The sequence below is a fragment of the Halorarum salinum genome, assembly GCF_013402875.1.
GTDB lineage: Archaea > Halobacteriota > Halobacteria > Halobacteriales > Haloferacaceae > Halorarum > Halorarum salinum.
In genome coordinates, this window is sequence record NZ_CP058579.1 from 2,330,265 (window position 1) to 2,351,757 (window position 21,493).

At 71.3% G+C, this 21,493-nt stretch carries 20 protein-coding genes; 13 read left to right on the forward strand and 7 right to left on the reverse strand.

From position 1 onward, the window contains the following. Positions 1-384 precede the first annotated feature (384 nt). The 6 genes from HUG12_RS11480 (at position 385) to HUG12_RS11505 (ending at position 7,783) form a co-directional block, all read left to right on the forward strand. Complete coding sequence (locus HUG12_RS11480; RefSeq protein WP_179268899.1) at positions 385-2,100, forward strand: TraB/GumN family protein; 1,716 nt, start codon at positions 385-387, stop codon at positions 2,098-2,100. Beyond that, positions 2,097-2,729 carry a zinc metalloprotease gene (locus tag HUG12_RS11485; RefSeq protein ID WP_179268900.1) on the forward strand — a complete coding sequence of 211 codons (633 nt, stop codon included), beginning with the start codon at positions 2,097-2,099 and terminating at the stop codon, positions 2,727-2,729. The genes HUG12_RS11480 and HUG12_RS11485 overlap by 4 nt, the downstream gene beginning before the upstream one ends. Positions 2,730-2,875: 146 nt before the next feature. Next, a complete protein-coding gene (locus HUG12_RS11490) occupies positions 2,876-4,276 on the forward strand; it encodes an NAD-dependent succinate-semialdehyde dehydrogenase (RefSeq protein WP_179268901.1) in 1,401 nt (466 codons plus the stop codon). Next, entirely contained in the window at positions 4,273-5,865 is a 1,593-nt protein-coding gene (locus tag HUG12_RS11495) for an acetolactate synthase large subunit (protein ID WP_179268902.1), read from the forward strand. The genes HUG12_RS11490 and HUG12_RS11495 overlap by 4 nt, the downstream gene beginning before the upstream one ends. A gap of 492 nt (positions 5,866-6,357) precedes the next feature. Further along, on the forward strand, positions 6,358-7,392 hold the full coding sequence (gene purM, locus HUG12_RS11500) for a phosphoribosylformylglycinamidine cyclo-ligase (RefSeq protein WP_179268903.1): 1,035 nt from the start codon (positions 6,358-6,360) through the stop codon (positions 7,390-7,392). Between the two features lie 136 nt (positions 7,393-7,528). Then, positions 7,529-7,783, forward strand: a complete 255-nt coding sequence (locus HUG12_RS11505; protein WP_179268904.1) for a hypothetical protein — start codon at positions 7,529-7,531, stop codon at positions 7,781-7,783. Between the two features lie 24 nt (positions 7,784-7,807). Here the strand turns inward: HUG12_RS11505 and HUG12_RS11510 are convergent, their stop codons facing one another. The 3 genes from HUG12_RS11510 to HUG12_RS11520 all read right to left on the reverse strand — a co-directional run bounded on the left by HUG12_RS11510 (position 7,808) and on the right by HUG12_RS11520 (position 9,264). Continuing rightward, the gene (locus HUG12_RS11510) at positions 7,808-8,200 is read right to left on the reverse strand and encodes a pyridoxamine 5'-phosphate oxidase family protein (protein ID WP_179268905.1); all 393 of its coding nucleotides are present in this window, start codon (positions 8,198-8,200) and stop codon (positions 7,808-7,810) included. 84 nt (positions 8,201-8,284) lie between these two features. Then, entirely contained in the window at positions 8,285-8,824 is a 540-nt protein-coding gene (locus HUG12_RS11515) for a CBS domain-containing protein (RefSeq protein ID WP_179268906.1), read from the reverse strand. Positions 8,825-8,901: 77 nt separating this feature from the next. Continuing rightward, entirely contained in the window at positions 8,902-9,264 is a 363-nt protein-coding gene (locus HUG12_RS11520) for a DUF555 domain-containing protein (RefSeq protein WP_179268907.1), read from the reverse strand. Between the two features lie 347 nt (positions 9,265-9,611). Here HUG12_RS11520 and HUG12_RS11525 point away from each other — a divergent pair, with 347 nt between their 5' ends. Both HUG12_RS11525 and psmB read left to right on the forward strand, forming a co-directional pair. Then, on the forward strand, positions 9,612-9,797 hold the full coding sequence (locus HUG12_RS11525; protein ID WP_179268908.1) for a hypothetical protein: 186 nt from the start codon (positions 9,612-9,614) through the stop codon (positions 9,795-9,797). Positions 9,798-9,945: 148 nt separating this feature from the next. Further along, complete coding sequence (gene psmB, locus HUG12_RS11530) at positions 9,946-10,680, forward strand: archaeal proteasome endopeptidase complex subunit beta (RefSeq protein ID WP_179268909.1); 735 nt, start codon at positions 9,946-9,948, stop codon at positions 10,678-10,680. A gap of 124 nt (positions 10,681-10,804) precedes the next feature. On the opposite strand, the gene HUG12_RS11535 is transcribed toward psmB, so the two are convergent. Further along, entirely contained in the window at positions 10,805-11,791 is a 987-nt protein-coding gene (locus tag HUG12_RS11535; RefSeq protein WP_179268910.1) for an MBL fold metallo-hydrolase, read from the reverse strand. Between the two features lie 203 nt (positions 11,792-11,994). Continuing rightward, the gene (locus tag HUG12_RS11540) at positions 11,995-13,542 is read right to left on the reverse strand and encodes a hypothetical protein (protein ID WP_179268911.1); all 1,548 of its coding nucleotides are present in this window, start codon (positions 13,540-13,542) and stop codon (positions 11,995-11,997) included. Between the two features lie 95 nt (positions 13,543-13,637). Between HUG12_RS11540 and HUG12_RS11545 the strand changes: the two genes are divergently transcribed. The 5 genes from HUG12_RS11545 (at position 13,638) to HUG12_RS11565 (ending at position 17,932) form a co-directional block, all read left to right on the forward strand. Then, a complete protein-coding gene (locus HUG12_RS11545) occupies positions 13,638-14,105 on the forward strand; it encodes a DUF6884 domain-containing protein (RefSeq protein ID WP_179268912.1) in 468 nt (155 codons plus the stop codon). Between the two features lie 87 nt (positions 14,106-14,192). Next, positions 14,193-15,998, forward strand: coding sequence for an ATP-dependent DNA ligase LigA (ligA, locus tag HUG12_RS11550; protein WP_179268913.1), 1,806 nt, complete (start codon positions 14,193-14,195; stop codon positions 15,996-15,998). Positions 15,999-16,066: 68 nt separating this feature from the next. Then, positions 16,067-16,270 carry a hypothetical protein gene (locus HUG12_RS11555; protein WP_179268914.1) on the forward strand — a complete coding sequence of 68 codons (204 nt, stop codon included), beginning with the start codon at positions 16,067-16,069 and terminating at the stop codon, positions 16,268-16,270. Between the two features lie 25 nt (positions 16,271-16,295). Further along, entirely contained in the window at positions 16,296-17,006 is a 711-nt protein-coding gene (locus HUG12_RS11560; protein ID WP_179268915.1) for an MBL fold metallo-hydrolase, read from the forward strand. 74 nt (positions 17,007-17,080) lie between these two features. Beyond that, positions 17,081-17,932: a zinc ribbon domain-containing protein gene (locus HUG12_RS11565; RefSeq protein ID WP_179268916.1), complete on the forward strand. Its 852-nt coding sequence runs from the start codon at positions 17,081-17,083 to the stop codon at positions 17,930-17,932. Here the strand turns inward: HUG12_RS11565 and HUG12_RS11570 are convergent. Both HUG12_RS11570 and HUG12_RS11575 read right to left on the reverse strand, forming a co-directional pair. Further along, a complete protein-coding gene (locus tag HUG12_RS11570; protein ID WP_179268917.1) occupies positions 17,929-19,047 on the reverse strand; it encodes a DNA topoisomerase IV subunit A in 1,119 nt (372 codons plus the stop codon). The genes HUG12_RS11565 and HUG12_RS11570 overlap by 4 nt on opposite strands. Then, complete coding sequence (locus HUG12_RS11575; RefSeq protein WP_179268918.1) at positions 19,048-21,456, reverse strand: DNA topoisomerase VI subunit B; 2,409 nt, start codon at positions 21,454-21,456, stop codon at positions 19,048-19,050. Positions 21,457-21,493: the final 37 nt, after the last annotated feature.

The window sequence follows — 21,493 nt, forward strand, 5'->3', positions numbered from 1 at the left end:
GGTCGTGCGTCGCTGAGCCATTGCTCCGGCGGACGCGCGGCGGTCGACCCACTGCCGACGCCGACTGGCGGACTACCGATCACGGCCGTGAAGGGGTAGTCGGGCCAGCGTCGTCCGGCCGAACGTCCGGCGGGTGGGACTGAAAGGGGCCGGGCGCTGGGCTCGGTGCGGCCGCCGCGCTCCTCGCACTCGCTCCCTTCGGTCGCTCGCGCTGCGGTGCTCGTCGGTCCGCGCCTTCGCCCAGCGCCCGGGGGCTTTCGAGGTGTTCCGCTCGCTTACCATGTCGTCCTTCCAAACGCCCAACTGCGTCGAATCACACCCACACCAGCACCACGACGAACGACTCCGACACACGTAAACGGGGTCGGGAGATACTGACCGCCAATGAACGACGACCCCGCAGACGCCGCTCCGACCCCTCCGCGGCCCTCCAGGGCGGCGGGCGAGGGGAGCGTCCGCATCGTCGGCACCGCCCACGTCTCCGCCGAGTCCGTCGAGGAGGTCGAGGCGGTCGTCGACGAGGAGCGGCCCGACGTCGTCGCGGTCGAACTCGACGAGGGGCGCTACCGGCAGATGAAGGGGGAGACGCCCGACGACCTCGACCCGGGCGACCTCCTGCAGGGGAACACCGTCTTCCAGTTTCTCGCCTACTGGATGCTCTCGTACGTCCAGAACCGGCTGGGCGACCGCTTCGACGTCGAACCCGGCGCGGACATGCTCGCGGCCGTCGAGACGGCAGAGCGGCTGGGGCTCGACGTGGCGCTCGTCGACCGGGACATCCAGACCACCATCCAGCGGTTCTGGGCCCGGATGTCGCTCGTGGAGAAGGCCCGGATGGTCGGCGCGCTCGCGTTCGGGGTCACCGACCCCCGCATCGCCGGGGTCGCCTTCGGCCTGCTCGTCGGCGTCCTGCTCGGCCCCGTCTTCGGGCTGTTCGGCGGCGCGCTCGGCCTGACCGACGCGCTGCTGGCCCGGGTCACGACCGGCGCGTGGGCCGGCGTCGTCGCGGCGATGCTGGCGAACTTCCTCGCGGCGGAGTTCGAGTTGCGCTCGGTCCCCGGGGTGTTCGCCTCCCTCGCGGTCGGCGCGCTCGTCGGCGTCGCGGCGTTCCTCACCGGCGCGGGCGTCGACGCCGTCACCGGCCTGCTCTCGCCGTTCGTCGTCGGCGCGATGGGGAGCATCGTGCTGGGGCTGCTCGTCGGCTTCGGCGTCGGGCTCCTCGCCGCGGTCGTCATGAGCGTCACCGGCGTCGGACTCGCCGCCGAGGAGGACCTGGACGACTTCGAGGGGTTCGACCCCGCGGAGTTGACCGACGCCGACGTGGTGACCGCGATGATGGAGGAGTTCCGCCAGTTCTCCCCCGGCGGCGCGGCGGCGCTCATCGACGAGCGGGACGCCTACATCGCCCACCGGCTCGTGAGGCTCCGGGAGTCGGGGTTCTCGGTCGTCGCCATCGTCGGCGCCGGCCACCGCGAGGGGATCGAACGGTACCTCGAGTCCCCGGGGACGCTTCCGCCGATGGAGTCGCTCACGGGCACCGCCGAACCCGGGGGCGTTCCGTGGGGCAAGGTCGTCGGCTACGGCGTCTCGGTCGCGTTCCTGGCCTTCTTCCTCCTGCTCGCCATGGCCGGCGTTCGAAACGAGCGGCTCCTCACCCTGTTCGGCGCCTGGTTCCTCATCAACGGGGCGTTCGCGGCGGGGCTGGCCAAGGCCGCGGGCGCCCGCTGGTCCTCCGCGAGCGTCGGCGGGCTGGTCGCGTGGATGACCTCCATCAACCCGCTGCTCGCGCCGGGCTGGTTCACCGGCTACATGGAACTGCGCCACCTCACCGTCAACGTCGCCGACATCGGCCGGCTGAACGACCTCCTCTCGGACGAGACGCGCCCGCTCGGCGAGGTGATCGCGGACATGTTCGACGTGCCGCTGTTCCGGCTGATCATGATCGTCGCGGCCACGAACGTCGGGAGTATCGTCGCGAGCGCGCTGTTCGCGCTCTACGTCGTCCCGCAGTTCTTCGGCGCCGCGGACGTGAACGTCACGCAACTGATGCTTGAGGGCGCCCGCGAGAGCGCCCGCGTCGTCTGGGGTGTGCTGGCGTGAACGGCCTCTCCTTCTCCGCGGCCGAGCGGCGCGACCTGCTCGTCGCGTGGCTGGCGCTCGGCGTCGCGTTCGCGCTGTTCTTCCTCGGCGGCGGCCCGGCGCTGACGAACGCGCTCTCGGCCGGCGAGGTCGGGGCGCTCACGTCCGCGTTCGTCGTGAGCCTGCTCACCGCCGGCGTCGCGTTCCTCCTGCACGAACTCGCCCACAAGGTCGTCGCGGTCAGGTTCGGCCAGCAGGCGGCGTTCCGCGCCGACTACGGAATGCTGTTCCTCGCGGTCGTCTCCGCGCTGGCCGGCTTCCTCTTCGCCGCGCCGGGTGCGGTCCACCATCGGGGGCACATCACCCCGCGCCAGCACGGCCTCATCGCGCTCGCCGGCCCCGCGACGAACGTCGTGCTCGGCGCGCTGTTCCTCCCGCTGTGGGTGGTCGGAACCCGGATCGGCCTCGGGCCGCTCGGGCTCGTCGGCTCCTACGGCGTCGCCGTGAACTTCTTCCTCGCGGCGTTCAACCTGATCCCGTTCGGCCCGCTCGACGGCGCGACCGTCCGGAAGTGGAGCACGCCGATCTGGCTCGTCAGCTTCCTCGTCAGCGCCGTGCTGGCGGTGATCCTCGGGCTCAGCGTCCTGTGACGGCTCCACGTTTCCGATCCCGTCTTGACCGGTCGTGATTCGCAGTCGCGCCGTCGTTGTCCGGTTCCCCACCAGGTGGTCGACACCCGAACACGACCGCGTTACCACGGGCCACACCTTTGCCGCTGGTCGACGTACACCGTTCCATGGAGAGCGTGAACCCGGCGACCGGCGAGACGCTGGAGACGTACGAGGAACACACCGATGCCGAGGTGGACGAGGCGCTCGACGCGGCGACGGCGGCGTTCGAGGAGTGGAGCGACGAGTCGTTCGCGCACCGCCGGACGCTGCTGACCGAGGTCGCCGACCTGCTCCGCGACCGGGTCGACGAGTACGCCGAACTGATGGTCGCCGAGATGGGGAAACCGATCTCGCAGGCCCGGGCGGAGGTGGAAAAGTGCGCGACCGGCTGTGACTACTACGCCGAACACGCGGAGGAGCACCTGGCCGACGAGGTGATCGGCACGGAGGCCGACGCGCACACGCTCGTCTCCTACGAACCGCTCGGGCCGGTGCTGTCGGTGATGCCGTGGAACTTCCCGTTCTGGCAGATGTTCCGCTTCGCCGCGCCGAACCTCGCCGCCGGCAACGTGAGCCTGCTGAAACACGCCTCGAACGTCCCGGGCTGTGCGGTCGCCATCGAGGAACTGTTCCGGGACGCGGGCTTCCCGGAGGGGGCGTTGCAGTCGCTGCTCGTCGGGTCGGACGAGGTCGACGATGTCATCGAGGACGAGCGGATCCGCGCGGTCACGCTCACCGGCAGCGTGGGGGCGGGCCGCTCGGTCGGCGAGACCGCCGGGGCCGAACTGAAGCCCTCCGTGCTCGAACTGGGCGGGAGCGACCCGTTCGTGGTGCTCGAGGACGCCCCGATCGACCGGACCGTCCGGAGCGCGGTGTACGGCCGCTGTCAGAACAACGGCGAGTCCTGCATCGCGGCCAAGCGGTTCGTCGTCGTCGACGACGTGTACGAGGAGTTCCTCGACCGGCTCGTCGAGGGGATGGAGGGGTTGACGATCGGCGACCCGACGGACGAGGGGACGGAGCTCGGACCGATGGCACAGGAGGGGCTCATGGATGGACTCCACGAGCAGGTGGAGGCGACCGCCGACGCGGGCGCGACGGTCCACGTCGGCGGCGAGCCGATGGACCGCGAGGGGAACTACTACCCGCCGACGGTGCTCTCGGAGATCCCGGACGGGTCGCCCGCGGACGACGAGGAGCTCTTCGGGCCGGTCGCGTCCGTCTGGCGGGTCGACGACGAGGCGGAGGCGATCGAGAGGGCGAACGACACGCAGTTCGGCCTCGGGGCGAGCGTGTGGACCGGCGACCCGGAGCGGGGCGAACGGGTCGCCCGCGAGTTCGAGGCGGGCTGCTGTTTCGTCAACGAGATCGTCAAGTCCGACCCGCGGCTCCCGTTCGGCGGCGTCAAACACTCGGGGTACGGCCGCGAACTCTCCCGACACGGCATCAGGGAGTTCGTGAACCGCAAGACTGTGTGGGTCCAGCACGGCGACTCGCCCACGGGGCTGGACTCCCTGTCGGAATGACCGTCTCCGATCTCGTCGTCCGCTGTCTGGAGGCCGAGGGCGTCGAGTACGTGTTCGGCCTCCCCGGGGAGGAACTGGAGGACCTCCTGTTCTCGCTGCGGGACTCCGAGGTGACGTTCGTCCCGACCCGCCACGAACAGGGCGCCGCGTTCATGGCGAACGTCCACGGCCGGCTGACCGGCGAGGCGGGGGTGTGTCTCGCCACGCTCGGCCCCGGCGCGACGAACCTCATCACGGGCGTCGCGGACGCCCAGCTCGACAAGGCGCCGCTGGTCGCCATCACGGGCCAGGGCGGGCGCGAGCGGCTCCACAAGGAGAGCCACCAGCGGCTCGACGTCGTCCACGCGTTCGAGCCGCTCGTGAAGTGGAACGCGCAGCTCTCGGACGCGGCGGCGACCGCCGAGACGGTCCGGAAGGCGTTCAAGGTCGCCGAGTACGAGAAGCCCGGCGCCACCCACGTCGAGGTCCCCGAGGACGTCGCGGCCGAGTCGACCGGCGCCGAGCCGCTGCCGACGCGGGACGCGGTGACCAGACCCGCCCCCGCGGAGGGGGCGATCTCGGCGGCGGTCGAGACGCTGGAGGCCGCCGAACGCCCCCTCGTGCTCGCCGGCAACGGCGCGGTCCGAACGGACGCGGCGGACGCGCTCCGCTCGTTCGTGGACTCGACGGGGATCCCCGTCGTCGCGACCTACATGGGGAAGGGGGCGCTGTCGGACCGGGACGAGCGCTCGCTGATGACGATCGACTCGGGGCCCGACGGGGAGGCGGCCGGCGCGGTCGAGCGCGCCGACTGCGTGCTCGCGGTCGGCTACGACATCGCGGAGCACGACCCGGCCGGCTGGAACCCCGACCGCGACAAGCGGGTGGTCCACCTCGACTCCGAGCCGGCGGAGGTGTACGCCCACTACGTCCCCGACGTCGAGATCGTGGCGGACCCCTCGACGGGCCTCTCGCGGCTCGCCGAGTCGATGGGGAGCCGGTGGGACGCGTGGTGCGTCGACGCCCACGAACGGGTGTACGAGCACGCGACCGAGCGCCCGCAGGCGGCCGACCCGGTGACGGTGACCAACACGCTCCCGTTCCTCCGCGAGGCGATGGCCGACGGGGACGTGCTGATCTCGGACGTCGGGAGCCACAAGCTGGCCATCGCCCGCGACTTCCCGACGTACGAGCCGGGCCGCTGCGTCATCTCGAACGGGCTGGCGAGCATGGGCATCGCGGTCCCGGGCGGTCTCGCGGCGGACCTCGCGCTGGAGGACGACGTGGTCGTGGCGACCGGCGACGGCGGCTTCCTGATGAACGCCGCGGAACTGGAGACGGCGACGCGGCTCGGCTGCTCGTTCACGGTCGTCGTCTACCGCGACGGCGAGTACGGGGTCGTCGCGGAACACCAGCAACAGCACCGCGGCGAGTCGGTCGGGACCCGGTTCGGGAACCCGGACCTCGTCGCGTTCGCCGAGAGCTTCGGCGTCTCGGCCACGCGAGCGGAGACGCTCGGGGGGTTCGCGGACGCGCTCGACGCGGTCGAGGCGGACGAACTGTCCCTGGTCGAGGTCGTCCTCTCGGAACCGCCGGACCGGCGCGCGTGACGGCGAGCCCCTCGTGGGGGTCTCGTGAGTGAAGCGAACGAGAGCACGCGGGTCGAGCGCAGCGAGTCCCGCGAAGCGAGCACGCGCGCGGGACGAGCACCGCAGGCGAGCGACCGCAGGGAGCGAGCCGAGGAGCGCAGGAGGCTGGTCACGCGAGCGAGCCCGTGAGCGAGGGTGAGTTCCGAGGGGCTCGCTCCGAGGTAAGGGGGGGTGAGGTGCGGTGCTGTCGGGCGGGACTGAAAGGGGACGCGGCTGTCGGCGAACGCGGACGAAGTAAGCACCGTAGGCGGGCGAACGAAATGAGCGAGCCGAGGAGCGCAGCGAGGCCCCGGAGCCGACAGCCGCGGGGGCTTTCGCGGTCGTCACTGCGGTGGGGGCTGAGGGACTCAACGAGACGAGCCATCGGGCTGGGAGCCCTCGAACGAGTGCGGTTCTCTCTACTGTCGAACCCGGGTCGGAGGGCTTTTGCCCCGCCGCCCCGCCCCCGCGAGCATGGGAGACGACGGCGGGAACGGGGACGCTGGGAGGACCACCGAGCGCGCCGACGGGGACGCCGAGGAACTCACCTACGCCGACGCGGGCGTGGACATCGACGCGAGCGAGGCGGCGACGGCGGCGCTCGTCGGCGCCGCCGCGGGCGGCGACCTGGGCGCCGACGGAAGCGACTACGCCGGCCTGCTGGACATCGGCGACCGCTACCTCGCGCTCGCGACCGACGGCGTCGGCACGAAACTGCTCGTCGCGGAGGCGCTCGGGGACTACTCGACGGTCGGGATCGACTGCATCGCGATGAACGCGAACGACCTCGTCGCGGCGGGCGTCCGTCCGGTCGCGTTCGTCGACTACCTCGCGGTCGAGGAGCCCGACGAGACGTTCGCCGAGCAGGTCGGCGAGGGGCTCCGCACGGGCGCGGAGGCGGCCGACGTCGCGCTCGTCGGCGGCGAGACGGCGGTGATGCCCGAGGTCGTCCGGGGGCTCGACCTCGCCGGGACCTGCGCGGGGCTCGCACCGAAGGACGCCGTGTTCGACGGGACCGCGGAGCCGGGGGACGCGCTCGTCGGCTGGGAGTCCTCGGGGATCCACTCGAACGGGCTCACCCTGGCCCGGGAGGCCGTCACGCGCGAGGGCACCTACGCGGACCCCTGCCCGCTCGAGGGATACGACACGCTGGGGGAGGCGCTGCTGGAGCCGACGCGGCTCTACACCGACCTCCTCGACCCGATGCGCGAGCACGGCGTCCGCGCGGCCGCACACGTCACCGGCGGCGGGTGGACCAACCTCGAGCGCATGGGCGGGCTTCAGTACGAGATCGAGGACCCGTGGCCGGCCCAGCCCGTGTTCGAGTTCGTGCGGTCGGCGGGGAACGTGAGCGAGGAGGAGATGCACCGGACGTTCAACGTGGGGACCGGGTTCGTCGCGGCGCTCGCCCCCGCGGACGCGGAGGCGCTCGCGGCCGAGACCGGCGGTCGGGTCGTGGGCCGCGTCGAGGCGGGCGAGGGCGTGGCGATCCGCGGGCTTGAACTGTAACGCGGTTCGCTGCCCGACGAAGCGTGGTCGAGGGAGCTTCCGGTCCACTTGGTCACAGTACGATCAGTTCCCGGACGTCACCGCGGAACTGCGTTGATGGCCCTGCGAGGCGAACGTGCGGACGCTCCGTACGAACATGTCACGAACGATGACGCCGGGACGGGCCGTTACGCTCCTCGTCGCGATACTGGTGGCGGTACTGCTGACGATCGTCTACACGCTCCTGTCGACGATGGCGGAGGCCGGGACCCCACCGTTCGTCGTCGGCAGCGTACTCGTGCTCGCGCTCGCGCTCCTGTGGTACGGCAGGCGGTCGTCCCCGAACTCGGCGGGGACGGTTCGGTCGACGTTGGACGCCCCCCGTCCCGAGACGAAGGACGACCTCGAGTGACGTCACCGCCGGCCGATCCGGGGATCACTCGTACGTGCGGTGGGTCGCGGAGCCGACGTGGATGCGGACGAGTTCGTTCCCGGACCAGGCGTCCTCCTCGACGCCGTACTTCCGGTTGAGCCGCCGGTTCGCCTCCCTGGCGGCGTCCTCGTCCTCGACGATCGTCGCCGTCCCGCGGAGGGTGACCGTCCACCGCGGGAGCCCGCCCTCGTCCTCCTGGACCGAGAGGGCGACCCGGGGGTTGTTCCGGACGTTCTCCAGCTTTCGCCCCGTGGTCATGATTTCGACGACGCCGTCGTCGTATCGGAACCAGAGGGGCGCGACGTGCGGTCTGCCGTCACGGCAGGTGGCGAGGTGTGCGACGAGCCGTTCGTCGACGAGTCGCTCCTCGATATCCGGCGGGATTCCGGCGGACATACCGGTGCCAGTGGCCCGATCCGCAAAAGCGGGCTCCCTGCAGGGGAAACGTCCGGTCCGCCCCCGACCGTCGTCGATCGGCGCCTACGACAGCTGTGCGGCCAGGTCCGCCTCGGTGATGATGCCGATCGCCTCCCCGCCGTCGGTCACCATCACGGCCTTGTAGTGGTCGAGGAGGTTGCGGATCTCGTCGACGGTCGCGTCGGGGCCGACCGTCGGGAACGACTCGGACATCACCTCGCTCACGGGGAGGTCGCCCGCGTCCTCGCCGGCGTGGATGACGTCGGATTGGGAGATGGAGCCGACCGGGATGCCACCCTCCAGCACCGGGAGCTGGGAGTACGCCTCCGCGTCCATCTCGTCGACGGCGGCGCGGACGCTGTCGTCGGGCGCGACGCTGATGATCTCCTCGTGCATGAGGTCGCGGGCGCGGACGACGTCGCCCTCCACCCGGTCGAGCGCCTCCACGATGCCCCGCAGCGTCGAGAGCCGGGGGTCGACGTCCCCGCCCTCGATGCGGGCGATGAGCGGCTGGGAGACGCCCGCCCGCTCGGCCAGCGCCGCCTGCGTCAGATCGAGGGCCGTGCGCCGTTCGCGCAGGTCCTGTGGCGTGGGCAGTTCCATACCCGCGGGATAACCTCGGGTAATTAAAAAGTGTTCGGTCGACGCGCGGTCGCGTTCGGAGTCGTCTCCCCGGCTCCCTACTCGTCCTCGTCGCCCTCCTCGGTCTCGATGACTTCGACGACGTCGAGCGGGACGTCCCGCAGGGCGCCGCCGACCTCGCTCTTTGCGATGCGGCTGGCGTGTTCCTCGCCGTCCGCGTTGAAGATCTCGATCTCCAGCATCAGGCCGACCAGCGAGGTGCTCGCCGCGATGAACGCCGAGTCGAACGGCTCGCCGCAGGCGGGACAGCCCGTGGCGCCGACGTCGACCTCGACGTACTCCTTGTCCTGCTGGTTCAGCCGCTTGCCGGCCTCGCTGACCGCGACGCCGATGGCGTCGTCGATGTCCTCCACGTCCCGGACCAACCATGCCGCCTCGAGCACGACGAGGTAGTTGCTCATACGTCCGGGAGGGCGGGCAGGGTTTCGACTCTTGTGGTTCTGCCGTCGCGTCCGGCCTGCTACCCCGGCGCACGTCCGGTCGTCCGCGGACGCACGATTACCGCCGCTCCGGGGCCGTCATCCCCCCCGTTCGGAGCGACGTGGGAACGCGGACCCGACCCGGGGCTTTCCCATAAGTTACGCCGATGACTCCCGTTGGCGTCAGGAATGGCCCGGTTCTCGCGAGCGAGAGCGCGAGGACGCGCCGTTTCGGGGGGACTCGGAAAACCGGCTGACTGCGGCGGTGTCCGATCTATACGTTGGCCGAAACTGTTTTATACACGCCCCGGCTGGGAGTCGAGCACGCAATGACCGCGACCGATTCAGTCCGCCGTGCCGGGCTGTTCACCCTGCATCAGTTCACCGTCCTCACGGGCATCCTCCTGTTCCCGCTCGTGCTCACCACGCGTCGCGTGGGGGTTCGACTCGGGTTCGACCGCGCGGTGGCCCGCGTCTCGCGGGCCTACGCGGAACAGCGCGAGGCCGACGAGTAACCGAGACCGACGAGTAGTCCTACCTTACCGCTCCACGATACCGGCGAGCAGCCAGCACCACCGGGGGCAGGACCTCCTCCCGGTTCGGACGCGGGGAGCCCTTCCCGAAGGAATGACTTTATCAGCGGCCGACCCGTACCGAGGTCCAATGCGACCATCCCGCGACATCGGCGACCTCGACCCGCTTGGTGGCGACGAGACCGTCTTCGGTCCGGAACTCGGCGAGTTCCCGAACGCGGACGACCGCGCCCGGGCGGTGGACGAGGGGGAGGCGATGAAGACCGGCACGACGACGGTCGGCCTCCGGACGGAGGGCGGCGTCGTGCTCGCGACGGACATGCGGGCCTCGCTCGGCCACATGGTCTCCTCGAAGGACGTCCAGAAGGTCGAACAGATCCACCCGCGGGGTGCGCTCACCATCGCCGGCTCGGTGTCGGCCGCCCAGAACCTCATCCAGACGCTGAAGGCCGAGACGAACCTCTACGAGGCGCGTCGCGGCAAGGAGATGAGCATGCGCGCGCTCTCGACGCTCACGGGGAACCTCCTGCGCTCGGGCGCCTTCTACATCGTCCAGCCGATCCTCGGCGGCATCGACGAGGAGGGCGCACACGTCTTCTCCATCGACCCCGCCGGCGGCATGACCGAGGAGGAGTACACGGTCACCGGTTCGGGCTCCCAGTACGCGCTCGGCGTGCTCGAACAGGAGTACGACGAGGACATGTCCGTCGAGGAGGCCAAGACCGTCGCCGCCCGCGCCATCAAGTCGGCCGTGGAACGCGACCTCGCCTCCGGTAACGGCATCAACGTCGCCGTCGTCACGGAGGAGGGCGTCGAGATCACCCGCCACAAGGAGATCGACGAGCTGCTCGCCGCCGAGGCGTAACGGACCACGAGGAGGACGGGTTTCACGGGAAGGGGAGGAGCGATCGGTGCGGTCCGCGTCCGCGCCTCCGATCCCCTCACTCCGTTCGTTTTTCCGTTCCGGCGTCCCGCCGGCATCCCCACCGTCAGAAGTCGCCGAGCGTCGCCTGGTTCTTCCGTAATGCGGTCGCCGGGAACCCGCGGGCGGTCAACTCGGTCGCCAGTTCGTCGGTGAACCCGTGGGTCGTGTACGCCCGATCGGGGTCGGCGGCCTCGACCAGTTCACACAGCTCGCGGAAGTCGCAGTGGTCCGAGAGCGCGAACGTCGCGTCGTAGTCGCCCCGATAGCGGAACGACTCGTCCACCGCCCAGCCGGAGAAGCCGGCGACGAGCGCGTCCCGTCGGCTCCGCAGGCGGTCGGCGAGCCCCCGGTTCCGCTTCCCGCCCGGTAACACGAGCGCATCGCCGGGCCCGAGTTCGACGTCCGAGTCGTACGTCGGCGCGTCCAGCGGCGCGTCGACGTGGGGCGCCATCGCCTCGTTCACGCTCGCGACCGGGTCGGTCACGAACACCCGCTCCCTCCGGGCCCACGACGCAAGCACCTGGAGCTTCTGGGCCCGACCCAGCGAGTAGCCGAACAACAACACCGGCCGGTCCATCGTCTCCTCCAGCCAGTCGCCGATCTCCGCCTCCACCTCCGCCTGCGGCGGGAGGACGTACTCGGGGGTCCCGTACGTGGCCTCGACGACGAGCACGTCGACGTCCGGCGGCTCGAACCCGTCGAGGTAGAGCCGGTCCCGCGTCGAGACGTCGCCGGTGTAGCAGTAGGTGGTGCCGTCGGGGTCGGTCACGACGGCGGCCCGCGACCCGGCGACGTGGCCCGCGTTCACGAGTTCGACCCGCGGGTCGCTCGCCCGCTCGACGGTCGCGCTCGACCGGCGGCACCGCGCGATGTCGGCGGTGGCGGCCGAGCAGACCACTGGGCCGGGGTTCCCGCGGAACAGGTGGTCGCCGTGCGCGTGAGTGAGGACGTTCACGTCGCCGGCGGGAGAGCCGGCGTCGGCGACGACGGTCGTCCCGTCCGAGAGGCCGACGTGGACGCCGTCGTGGAGGGAGACGCCAGTTCCGGTCACGGTTCGGATAGGGGGTCGAGGGGTATGACGGTTACCGTCCGGGGGTGACGACGCTCGGAAGGAGGCGTGAACGGTCGATCGCCCCGGCAGCCGCGGTCCCTTTCAGTCCCGCTCCGTGGGACGGTCGGGCGAGTGTCGTGGTCTGTCCCCGGGCGATTGGCTCCCCACCACTCGCCCCGACTCCTCGAAAACGCCGTCCCGACCTACCACTCCGCGAAGCTCCCGTCGAGCAGCGTCTCCGACTGCGTCGAGATGTACTCCCGCTGCATCCCTCGCACGGCCTCCGGGAAGGGGTCGCCGTCGTCGAGTCGCTCGCGGACCTCGCGTCGCTTCCACCCGGCGGGGGTCACGCCCGCCTCCGCGCGGTGGCGCAGCGGCGCGAGGTGGCGTTTGGCGGTCTCCTCGCTACACCCCGCGTCCTCCAGGCCCGCCTCGGCGTGCGAGAGCAGGTCGTCGAACGCGACGTCCGAGTGGGTCGTCTCGGCCGCGTCGGTGGTGAACCACGTCAGGTCGGCGTCGATGCCGTCCCGCATCGCGGCGTAGAAGTTCTCCTCCGCGGTCTCCCACGGGAGGTCCGCCACGGGGTGGCGACGCCGGGGCAGGCTCTCCATCAGGCCCGCGAACGCCGCGAGGAAGGCGACCGAGTCCCGGACGGTCGGCTGTGCCGCGATCGGGCGGAACTCGATGCGGGCGTTGGCCGCCGAGCGGGTCGCGCCGTCGAACACCGGGCGGACCCACCGCCAGTACGTGCCGTGCTTGCGCCGGAGCGTCGCGAAGGCGTCGTCGAAGCGGTCGCCGTCGCCGACGTCCATCGGGACGACGGTCGCGTCCGCGGCGATGCGGTCGACGGCCTCCTCGACGCTCCCGAGGTCGTCGGGGAACCGGACCTTCTCGGCGCCGACGCCGGCGTTCATCACCGACTCGAAGACGGCGATGCGGTTCTCGTGCCAGCCGTCCGCGAGGACCGCCTCGGGCGTCGTCCCGGCCGCGTACAGGTCCGGCGGGAAGAACGGGGAGTTGACGCCGAGCGCGAGCAGCGGGCCGGCGACCCTGAGCGCCAGGTTGTGGTACGTCGGCAGGTCCTCGGCGTTCGGTACCTGGTAGTGGGGCTGGATGGAGGTGATGAGGCTCTCGGGCATCACGGTGTCGGCCGCGAGGTCGACGTGCGGGGCGTCGACCGTGAACGTGTCCTCGACGGTGGGGCCGTTCGCCATCGCGTGGTACCGGACGGAGTCGCTCATGTTCGTGGCGATCCGGACGCCGTCGTCGACGATGGAGTCGGTCAGGTACTCCCTCGCCGTCTCGCCCGCCGGCGGGATGGTCCACATCCCGTCGCTCACGAGCCGCATCCCCTCCGCGCTCGTCGTCTCCTCGGCGGCCGACAGGCGGGCGCGGACCTCGGCGTTCTGCGCCCGGAGGCCGGCGGCGTTGAGCGGCTGGGGGCTCGTCGTCATCTCGGCGTTGTGGAGCCCCAGCTCCTTCTCGAAGCCGATGAGGCCCAGCAGGCGTCGGGGGACCCGGCTCAGCCCGTACGTGTCGCCCGGTCCCTCCTCGCCGCGCCAGCGCCCCTCCGTGACGGCGTAGAACTCGTACTCGAGGCCGACGATGGACTGGTGGTTGTCGAACGCTCCCTCGGCGAGCAGCGCCTTCACCGTCTCGGCGTCGGCCTCGGCCCGCTCCCCGAACGCCCCGGCGTCCACGTCGAGCACGTCCTCCACCCGCGGGGCCATGTCGGCGTCGCCGTCTGCCATGCCCTCCCCTCCGCCCGCACCGCCCTTCAACTCGTCGGCGGGGGCCGCGTCCGTAGTGAGAACCGTTATGTTCCTCCGTTCGAAACCGCAATGAAATGGTGTCACTCGGGCTCGTGCAGGCCGGCCCGGAACCGGCCCGGACCTGGACGCCGGCCGCGGAGGCGTACGACACCGAGTTCTTCCGCCTGAAGCGGGAGTTCGCCCGGAGGAGCTACGACGAGTGGCTGGTGCTCTCGGCGGCACACGGGCTCGTCGAGCCCGACGAGGTGATAGAGCGTGACGAGGTCGATTTCGCGGACGTGAAGCCGGCCGAGGGGGCCAGGTGGGCGATGGAGACGGTGTCGGAACTCGCGGCCCTCGTCAGGCGCAACGAGTTCGAGGAGGTCGCCGTGCTGGCGAGCAGGCCGGTCCGCGAGACGCTGGTGGAGCGGGGCGGGCTGGAGAGCAGGATGGCCGCCGCGGGAGCACGGACGGTCGAACCGCTCGCGGGGCTCGGCGACGAGGACCGGCAGCGCAACTGGCTCGCCGAACAGCTCGAGATCCGCCGGGACGCCGGGGAGTGAGCACGGCGAGCGGGCCGGGGTCCGCCCCCGTCGGCCGGGAAGCCGCGGAGTCGGCGGGTTTATTCGCGGCGGGCGGCGACCGACGGTATGGACTTCGCGGCCTTCGCCGAGCGGGCGGACGAACTCGAAGCCGAGGAGGCCGACCTCGCGACCGTCGGCCTGGTCGCGGGCGCGCTCGCCGACGCGGACGGGGACCTGGACGTCGTCGCGCGGTTCCTCCAGGGCCGGGTGTTCCCCGGCTGGGACACCCGGAAGCTCGCGGTCGGGCCGTCGCTCTGTCACGAGGCGATCGCCCGGGCGGCGGGCACGAACGTGACCGCCGACGACGTGGAGGACAGGCTGGCGGACACCGGCGAGATCGGCGCGGTCGCCGCGAGCTACGACTTCGGCGGGCAGACCGGGCTCGCCGCGTTCGGCGCCGGCGGTGCCGAAGGAAACGGCGGTATCCCCGCCGGAGCCGACGGGGCCGACGACGCGACCGGCGGGACGGACCTGACGGTCCGCGAGGTGTTCGAGTCGTTCGAGCGCGTCGCGGCCGCGGAGGGCGCCGGGAGCGAAGACGTCCGCCGGGACGTCCTGTTCGGCCTGTTCAACCGCGCGTCCCCCGCGGAGGCGAAGTACCTCGCGCGGCTCGTGCTCGGCGAGATGCGGGTCGGCGTCGGCGGCGGGACCGTCCGCGACGCGGTCGCCGAGGCGTTCCTCGGCGCGGACGTCACCACCCCCGTCGAGGACCGCCCGGAGGGCGACGATGCGGACGAACTGGTCGCCGCGGTCGAGGCGGCCCTCCAGGTGACCAACAACTTCGGTCGGGTCGCGGAACTCGCCCGGGAGGAGGGCGTCGACGGCCTGCGCGACGTCTCGCTGGAGGTCGGCCGGCCGGTCCGCGCCATGCTCGCGCAGGCGGGGACGGTCACCGGCGCGCTCGCGGAGTGGGACGAGGCGGCCGTCGAGACCAAGTACGACGGCGCCCGCGTCCAGTTGCACTACGACGGCGAGGAGGCGTCGGTGTACTCCCGGAACATGGAGGACGTGACCGACGCGCTGCCGGAACTGGTCGAACACGCCGAGACGCACCTCGCCGTCCCGGCCATCGTCGACGGCGAGGCCGTCGCGGTCGGGGAGGACGGCGAGCCGCTCCCGTTCCAGGAGATCCTCCGGCGCTTCCGCCGGAAGCACGACGTGGACCGCCTCCGCGAGGAGGTGACCGTCGAGCTCCGGGCGTTCGACTGCCTGCACGCCGACGGCGAGGACCTCCTCGACGCCCCGCTCACGGAGCGGTACGCGCGGCTCTCGGACGCCCTCGCCGAGGGCGTCTCGGAGCTGCTCGTCACGACGGACCCGGAACGGATCGAGGCGGTCGAGGCGAAGGCGCTGGCGGCGGGCCACGAGGGCATCATGCTCAAGAACCCCGACTCGACGTACTCGCCGGGCAAACGGGGGAGGAACTGGCTCAAGCGGAAGCCGGACGTGGAGACGCTCGATCTCGTCGTCACGGGCGCCGAGTGGGGCGAGGGGCGGCGCGCGAACTACCTCGGGACGTTCCTCCTGTCGGCGCGGAACGGCGACGCCTCGGGACGGAGCCCCGATGCACGCGAGACCGGGTCCCGCAAGGGGTTCGAGACCATCGGCAAGGTCGCGACGGGCATCACCGACGAACAGCTCGCGGAGCTGACCGAGCTCCTCGAACCGCACGTCGTCCGGGAGGAGGGGACCGACGTGGAGATTCGCCCCGAGGTCGTCTTCGAGGTGGGGTACGAGGAGATCCAGGCGTCGCCCACCTACTCGTCGGGCTACGCCCTCCGCTTCCCGCGGTTCGTCGAGGTCCGGACCGACAAGGACCCCGCGGACGCCGACTCGCTGGAGCGCGTCGAACGGCTCGCGGACGCGCAGTGACGTCGGAACGGGTTCCGACGCCCGGACGGGACGACAAGACACTTCACCCGACCGCACCGACCCCGACCATGACCATCCGCGCCGTCGTCGCGGACAACCCGCTCCCGACGACGTTCTCGCTCGCGTTCGTGCTCGCGCTGCTCGCCACGGCGGTCCACGCGTCGACGGCCGACTCGTTCGCGACGACGCTCCGGCTGGCCGCGCTCACCGCGGTCCTGTTCCTGTTCGCGGCGGGGTTCTGGGTCGGCCCGGTCGGGGAGCGGTACCTGTAAACGGTCCCGAACCGCACCACCGTCCATGACGGTTCGCCACGACTCGCTCCGGGTGGAGTGGCTCGGCTACGCGACGGTGCGCATCGAGACGGAGTCGGGGTTCGTCGTCTACCTGGACCCCGGCCGGTACGGCGTGCTCTCCGACTACCCGAAGGACGGCGACCTGGTCTGTGTGACCCACGACCACCACTACGACGGCGACGGCATCGAGCGCGTCGCGGCGCGGGACGCCACCGTCGTCGCCTTCGAGGGCGTCGACGCCTCGCGGATCGGCCGGGACGTCGTTCCCGTGGGGGAGCTCGACCGGGAGGTCGTCCGCGTCGGCGAGGAGGATCACCTGTCCGTCGGGGGGGTCGACCTGTGGACGGTCCCGGCGTACAACGACCCCGAGGGACCACACGCCCGCGCGGACGGCTCCGTCTCGCACCCCCGCGGGCTGGGCGTCGGCTACCGGCTCGCTATCGACGGCGTCTCCGTCTTCTGGCCCGGCGACGGCGACGCGCACGACGCGTACGCCGAACTCGACGTCTCGCTGTTCCTGGCGAACGTCGGCGGCGGCCCGGTGTCGGACAGACACGAGGCCGCCGACCTCGCCGAGCGGATGGACCCGGACCTCGTGCTCCCTGTCCACTACGACACCATCGAGATGCTGGAGGCGGACTCCGCCGCGTTCGCGGCGGACGTCGCCGGTCGCGGGATTCCGGTCGTGCTCGACGAGCGCGGCGTGGGCCAGTAGGGACGGGTGTGACGGGGGCGCCCCGGTGAGGTTCGCGTAAGGTTCTTCGCCCCGGCTGTTCGAGTGCTGGTAGCGTGCCCTCCGACGATCGGTTCTGTTCGGCCTGCGGCGCACGGCTCTCGCCCGGCGACCGGTTCTGCTCGCAGTGTGGGGACCCGGTCGCGGCGGCGGACCCGGGGAGCGTCGCGGAGGCCTCGTCGTCGCCGGGCGACGCCGACCGGGCGTGGCTCCGCCGTCGCGTGGCCGACTTCCGGGTGCGCGGCTGGACGGTCGAGCACGACCACGGCGACCGCGTGGTGCTCGCCGACAGGGGGTTCGGCTCGCTTCCGGTCCACGTCCTCCTGCTGGTGCTCACGGGCGGGGTCGGGAACGTCCTGTACGCGTGGTACCGCCACACCTCCGGGGCGCCGCGCCGGGAGATCCGCGCGGACGGCACCGAGCGGTCCTCCCCCGACGACGCGGGCCTCGGCGTGGACCACTGGACCGCCGCGGGCGCCACGTTCGGCTTCCTGCTCGTCGTCGCGGCCGCGGTCGTGCTCGCGGCCGGCGCTACCTCCGCCGCGTCGGGTCCGCTCGTGCCGGTCGCGGGGCTGCTGTTCGTCGCGATCGCGCTGGGGGTGACGTACTTCCCGCTCGCCGCGCGGCAGGGGGACGTGCCGCTCACGACTGTCGGCCGGAAGCGGACGGTCTCGACCGACCGACTGCGGAACCCGCCGGAGCCGTGTGCGGCCTGCGGCGACCGGATTCGGTCGGGCGTTCGTCGCGGTTACGCCGACCGGTGGTACCTCGCGGGGCTCCCGCTGCGGACCTACGAGTCGGGCGAGAACGTGTACTGTCGGGCGTGTTTCGAGGGCGGGAACGCCGGGGGCGACGTGGCTACCCCCGACGTCGACGCCGACGTGGACGGGGCGACCGAGCGCGCCTAGAGCACGCCCATCTCCTCGAGCCGGTCGGGGAGGTAGGTGTCGGTCACGAAGTCGAGCCCGCGGGAGGCGAGCGCCTGCTGTTCGGACTTCTTCCCGATGTCGAGCTGGAGCTCGATCTGCTCCTCCCAGAAGTCGGTCTGGAAGCGCGGGTCCTCGAGTTCGGACTCCAGCGCGTTCACGTCCGAGTCGGAGAGCGGGTCGGTCGGGAGGTCGTAGTCGACGATGTCCTGCGGGCGGATGCCGACGTACTCGGCCTCCGGGGTCGCGAGGTACTCCGAGAGGTGCGCGGACTTGATGGAGCCGTACGCGACCGAGCCGAAGATGCGGTAGGACCACGGGTCGCCGTCAGTGAACACCAGCACCGGGAGGTCGAGTTCGTCGTGGAGCCGCTTGGTGATGCGGCGGGTCGCCCGCGCCGGCTGGCCCTTCAGGTGGACGACGAGGCAGTTGTACTCGTCGTCGAAGCCGTTCTCGACGAGCCGGTCCCGCATCCCGCCGGTCTCGACGCACATGACGAAGTCGATGTCGTGGTCGAGAAAGTCGATGGTGTCCGGGTTGTTGGGGATCTGGTAGCCGCCCTCGCCGACGTCCTCCTGACAGTGGATCTCGCGCTCGCCGCGCCGGGTCTGTTCGCGGAGCTCCAGCGGGCCCATCAGCGTCGCGCCCGACTCCTCGGGCCGCATGTGGAAGTCCTCGCGGGTGACCTCCGAGACGATCTCGAGGTCCTCGACGAGCTGGTTCGACTCGTCCTGGTCGCTGAACTGCGCCTCCTTCGAGTCCCACGACTCGCTGAGGTAGTACAGCTCACGCAGGGTGGACGAGCGGTCCTCCTCCAGTTGCTGGGCGAGGAAGTCGACGGTGTAGATCGCCTTGAGGAGCTTCCTGGCCCCGCGGACGGAGTTGGCCGTCCGCGAGGAGGTGCGGTCGCCGTACACCCAGACGTCGCTGTCCTCGTCGAAGACGATGTTGCTCTTCGTCCGGGTGGGAAGCGTCATCCGCGGGACGTCCCCCTGGTCGAACTGGTCGTAGAACTCCGCGGCCAGCTCGACGAGCTGTTCGCGGGCCCGTTCCTCGTTCAGTCGCGCGTCCGTCTCGGAATCGGAATCAGTGCTCATCTATGCGTTCACCGTGAGTTTCTCCGCCTCGACGCCGTCGACGTTCACGTCGAACTCGGCGTCGTCGGTCACCGTGTACTCGAGGGTCGCCTCCTCGCCGCCGGGGACGCTGGGCGACCACTTCACGAACCACTCCCCGTCGAGGTCGACGACCTCGGCGCCGTCGGACACGTTCGCCGGTTCGGCGGAGACGATGTCGGTCACGTCGGGCTCCTCCGTCCGGTCGGAGTGGTTCTCGACGACGAGCTTGACGGTGTCGCCGTCGCGCTCGCGCTCGACGCTGACGTTGTTCATGATCCGGGCCATCGCGCCGTCGATGTTCGGGCGCTCGCGGTCGACGACGTCGGCGACCTTGTCGGCCATCTCGGGGAGGATGCGCCCGAGGACGTCCTGCTTCTGCCGGCGCTTCTGGAGCGAGCGGCGCTTGTTGAGGTACGACTTCAGTTCGCGGGCTGCCTCCCTGACCGCGAGTTCGATCTCGTCCTCGATGGCCGGGATGTTCGCGAGCGCGTCCTTCGACTCGCTCGTGAACGGGACGTTCGTGGAGGCGACGTGGATGGAGATGACGGCCGGCCCGCTCGGCATCCCGGAGCCGCCCGGCTGGTCGAGCCCGTAGTTGCGCCAGCCGATGGACTTCACCACGTCGGTCGTCGCACACGCGCCCCGCTGGTAGACGAGCGGGACGCGGTTGGCGAACCGGAGCAGGTCGACCGACCCCTCGGCCTCCAGGTCGCCGCCGTAGGCGATGCCGGCCTCGACGATGAACGGGTCGCCGCCGTGGACGTCCGCGTCGCGGGTCGCCGCGGCGTAGAAGTCGGCGTCGAACTCCTTCTTCAGCCCCGCCTCCACCAGTTCCGAGGTGATGGGGGCGAGACAGTCCGTCGGCGGCGCGAGGATGTCCGTTTCGCGCATCCCCTCCAGCAGCGCGGAGGCGGCGTCGCGGTCCCCGGCCACGTCCCGGACCTTCGGGAGGTCGTCGGGGACCGTCGCCATCCGGCTCCACAGCGCCTCGACGACGTTCTCGCGGGCGGTCCCGCCGAACGTGGCGTCGTCGTACTCCTCCGTGTCGGCGGCCGCCTCGTCGACCCAGGCCCGGAGGGTCCGCCTCGTCGCGCGGTGTCGGTCGCCGTCGGCGGCGACGCGGCGGGCCAGTCGCTCGGCGACCCCGTGTTTCGTCGCGTCGTCCTTCCGGGTCGAGGTGGCCTCCTCGACGACCGCGTAGAGGTCCGGGGTGAGCCGATCGACGTCCTCGTCCGGGTCGTAGGCGGTCAGTTCCGTCCACGCGGCCTCGACGGCGTTTTCCCTGACCGTGCTCCCGAACGTGACGCCGTGCTCCTCCTCGGTCGCGTCCGCGACGTTGTCCACGACCTCGACGAGTTCGTGGTGGGCGGTGTGCTCGCGGGACGTGAGCGTCCCGGCCGCCTCCTCGGCGAAGAAGTCGGTCGCGCTCGCGCCCTTGTTCGTCACGGCCTCGACCAGCGCGGCCTCGAGGTCGGCGTCGACCCCGGCGCTCCAGCACATCCCGCGGCCGAAGTGGCGGTCGCGGAAGCCGGCACACACCTTGTCGGCGGTCTTCTTCCCGACCCGGGTGAACTCCTCCTGGAGGAAGCCGGAGACGCTGTACGACTCCGTGGCCTCCAGCATCTTGATGAGCGTCCCGAGCTCGACGCCGTGGGGGTGCGGGCGGATCTCCTCGGTCTCGGCCGGGAGCCGGTCCGTCCCGCGCTCGAACTTCATCGGCTCGTCGCTCCCGGGTTCGCGGAGTTCGAGGCGCGCGTGGGGGTTGACGACCGCCGTGTGCTTGATGTAGTCGTGGAGCTGGGTCCGGGCGCGCATGTTCGCCTCCATCTCGACCTCGATGCGCGTCCCGTGCGGGCGGTCCCAGGAGGTCGGCTCGTCGGCCTTGATCTCCGGCTCGTTCGTGTCCGTGTCGATGATGAGCTCGAAGTACTGCGCCTGGGCGTCTCCCTTGGGCCGGCTGGTGATCTTCGCGGGCTTTCCGGAGGTGAGCTGGGAGTAGAGGACGGCGGCGGAGATGCCGATCCCCTGCTGGCCCCGGGACTGCTCGCGGGCGTGGAACCGGGAGCCGTACAGGAGCTTCCCGAACACCTTCGGGAGCTGTTCCTTCGTGATCCCGGGCCCGTTGTCCTCGACGATCAGCCGGTAGTAGTCGCCGACCTCCCGGATCTCGACGTAGATGTCGGGCCGGATGCCGGCCTCCTCGCAGGCGTCGAGGGCGTTGTCGACCGCCTCCTTGACGGCGGTGACGAGCCCGCGGGCCCCCGAATCGAAGCCCAGCATGTGCTTGTTCTTCTCGAAGAACTCGGCGATGGAGATCTCCCGCTGGCTCTCGGCCAGCTCGTCGGCGATCCCCTCCTCCTCGCCGAGCTGCGACTGGAACGACGTCATTCTCGTGAGGGTCCCTACCGGGCGGGGGCTTAAAACG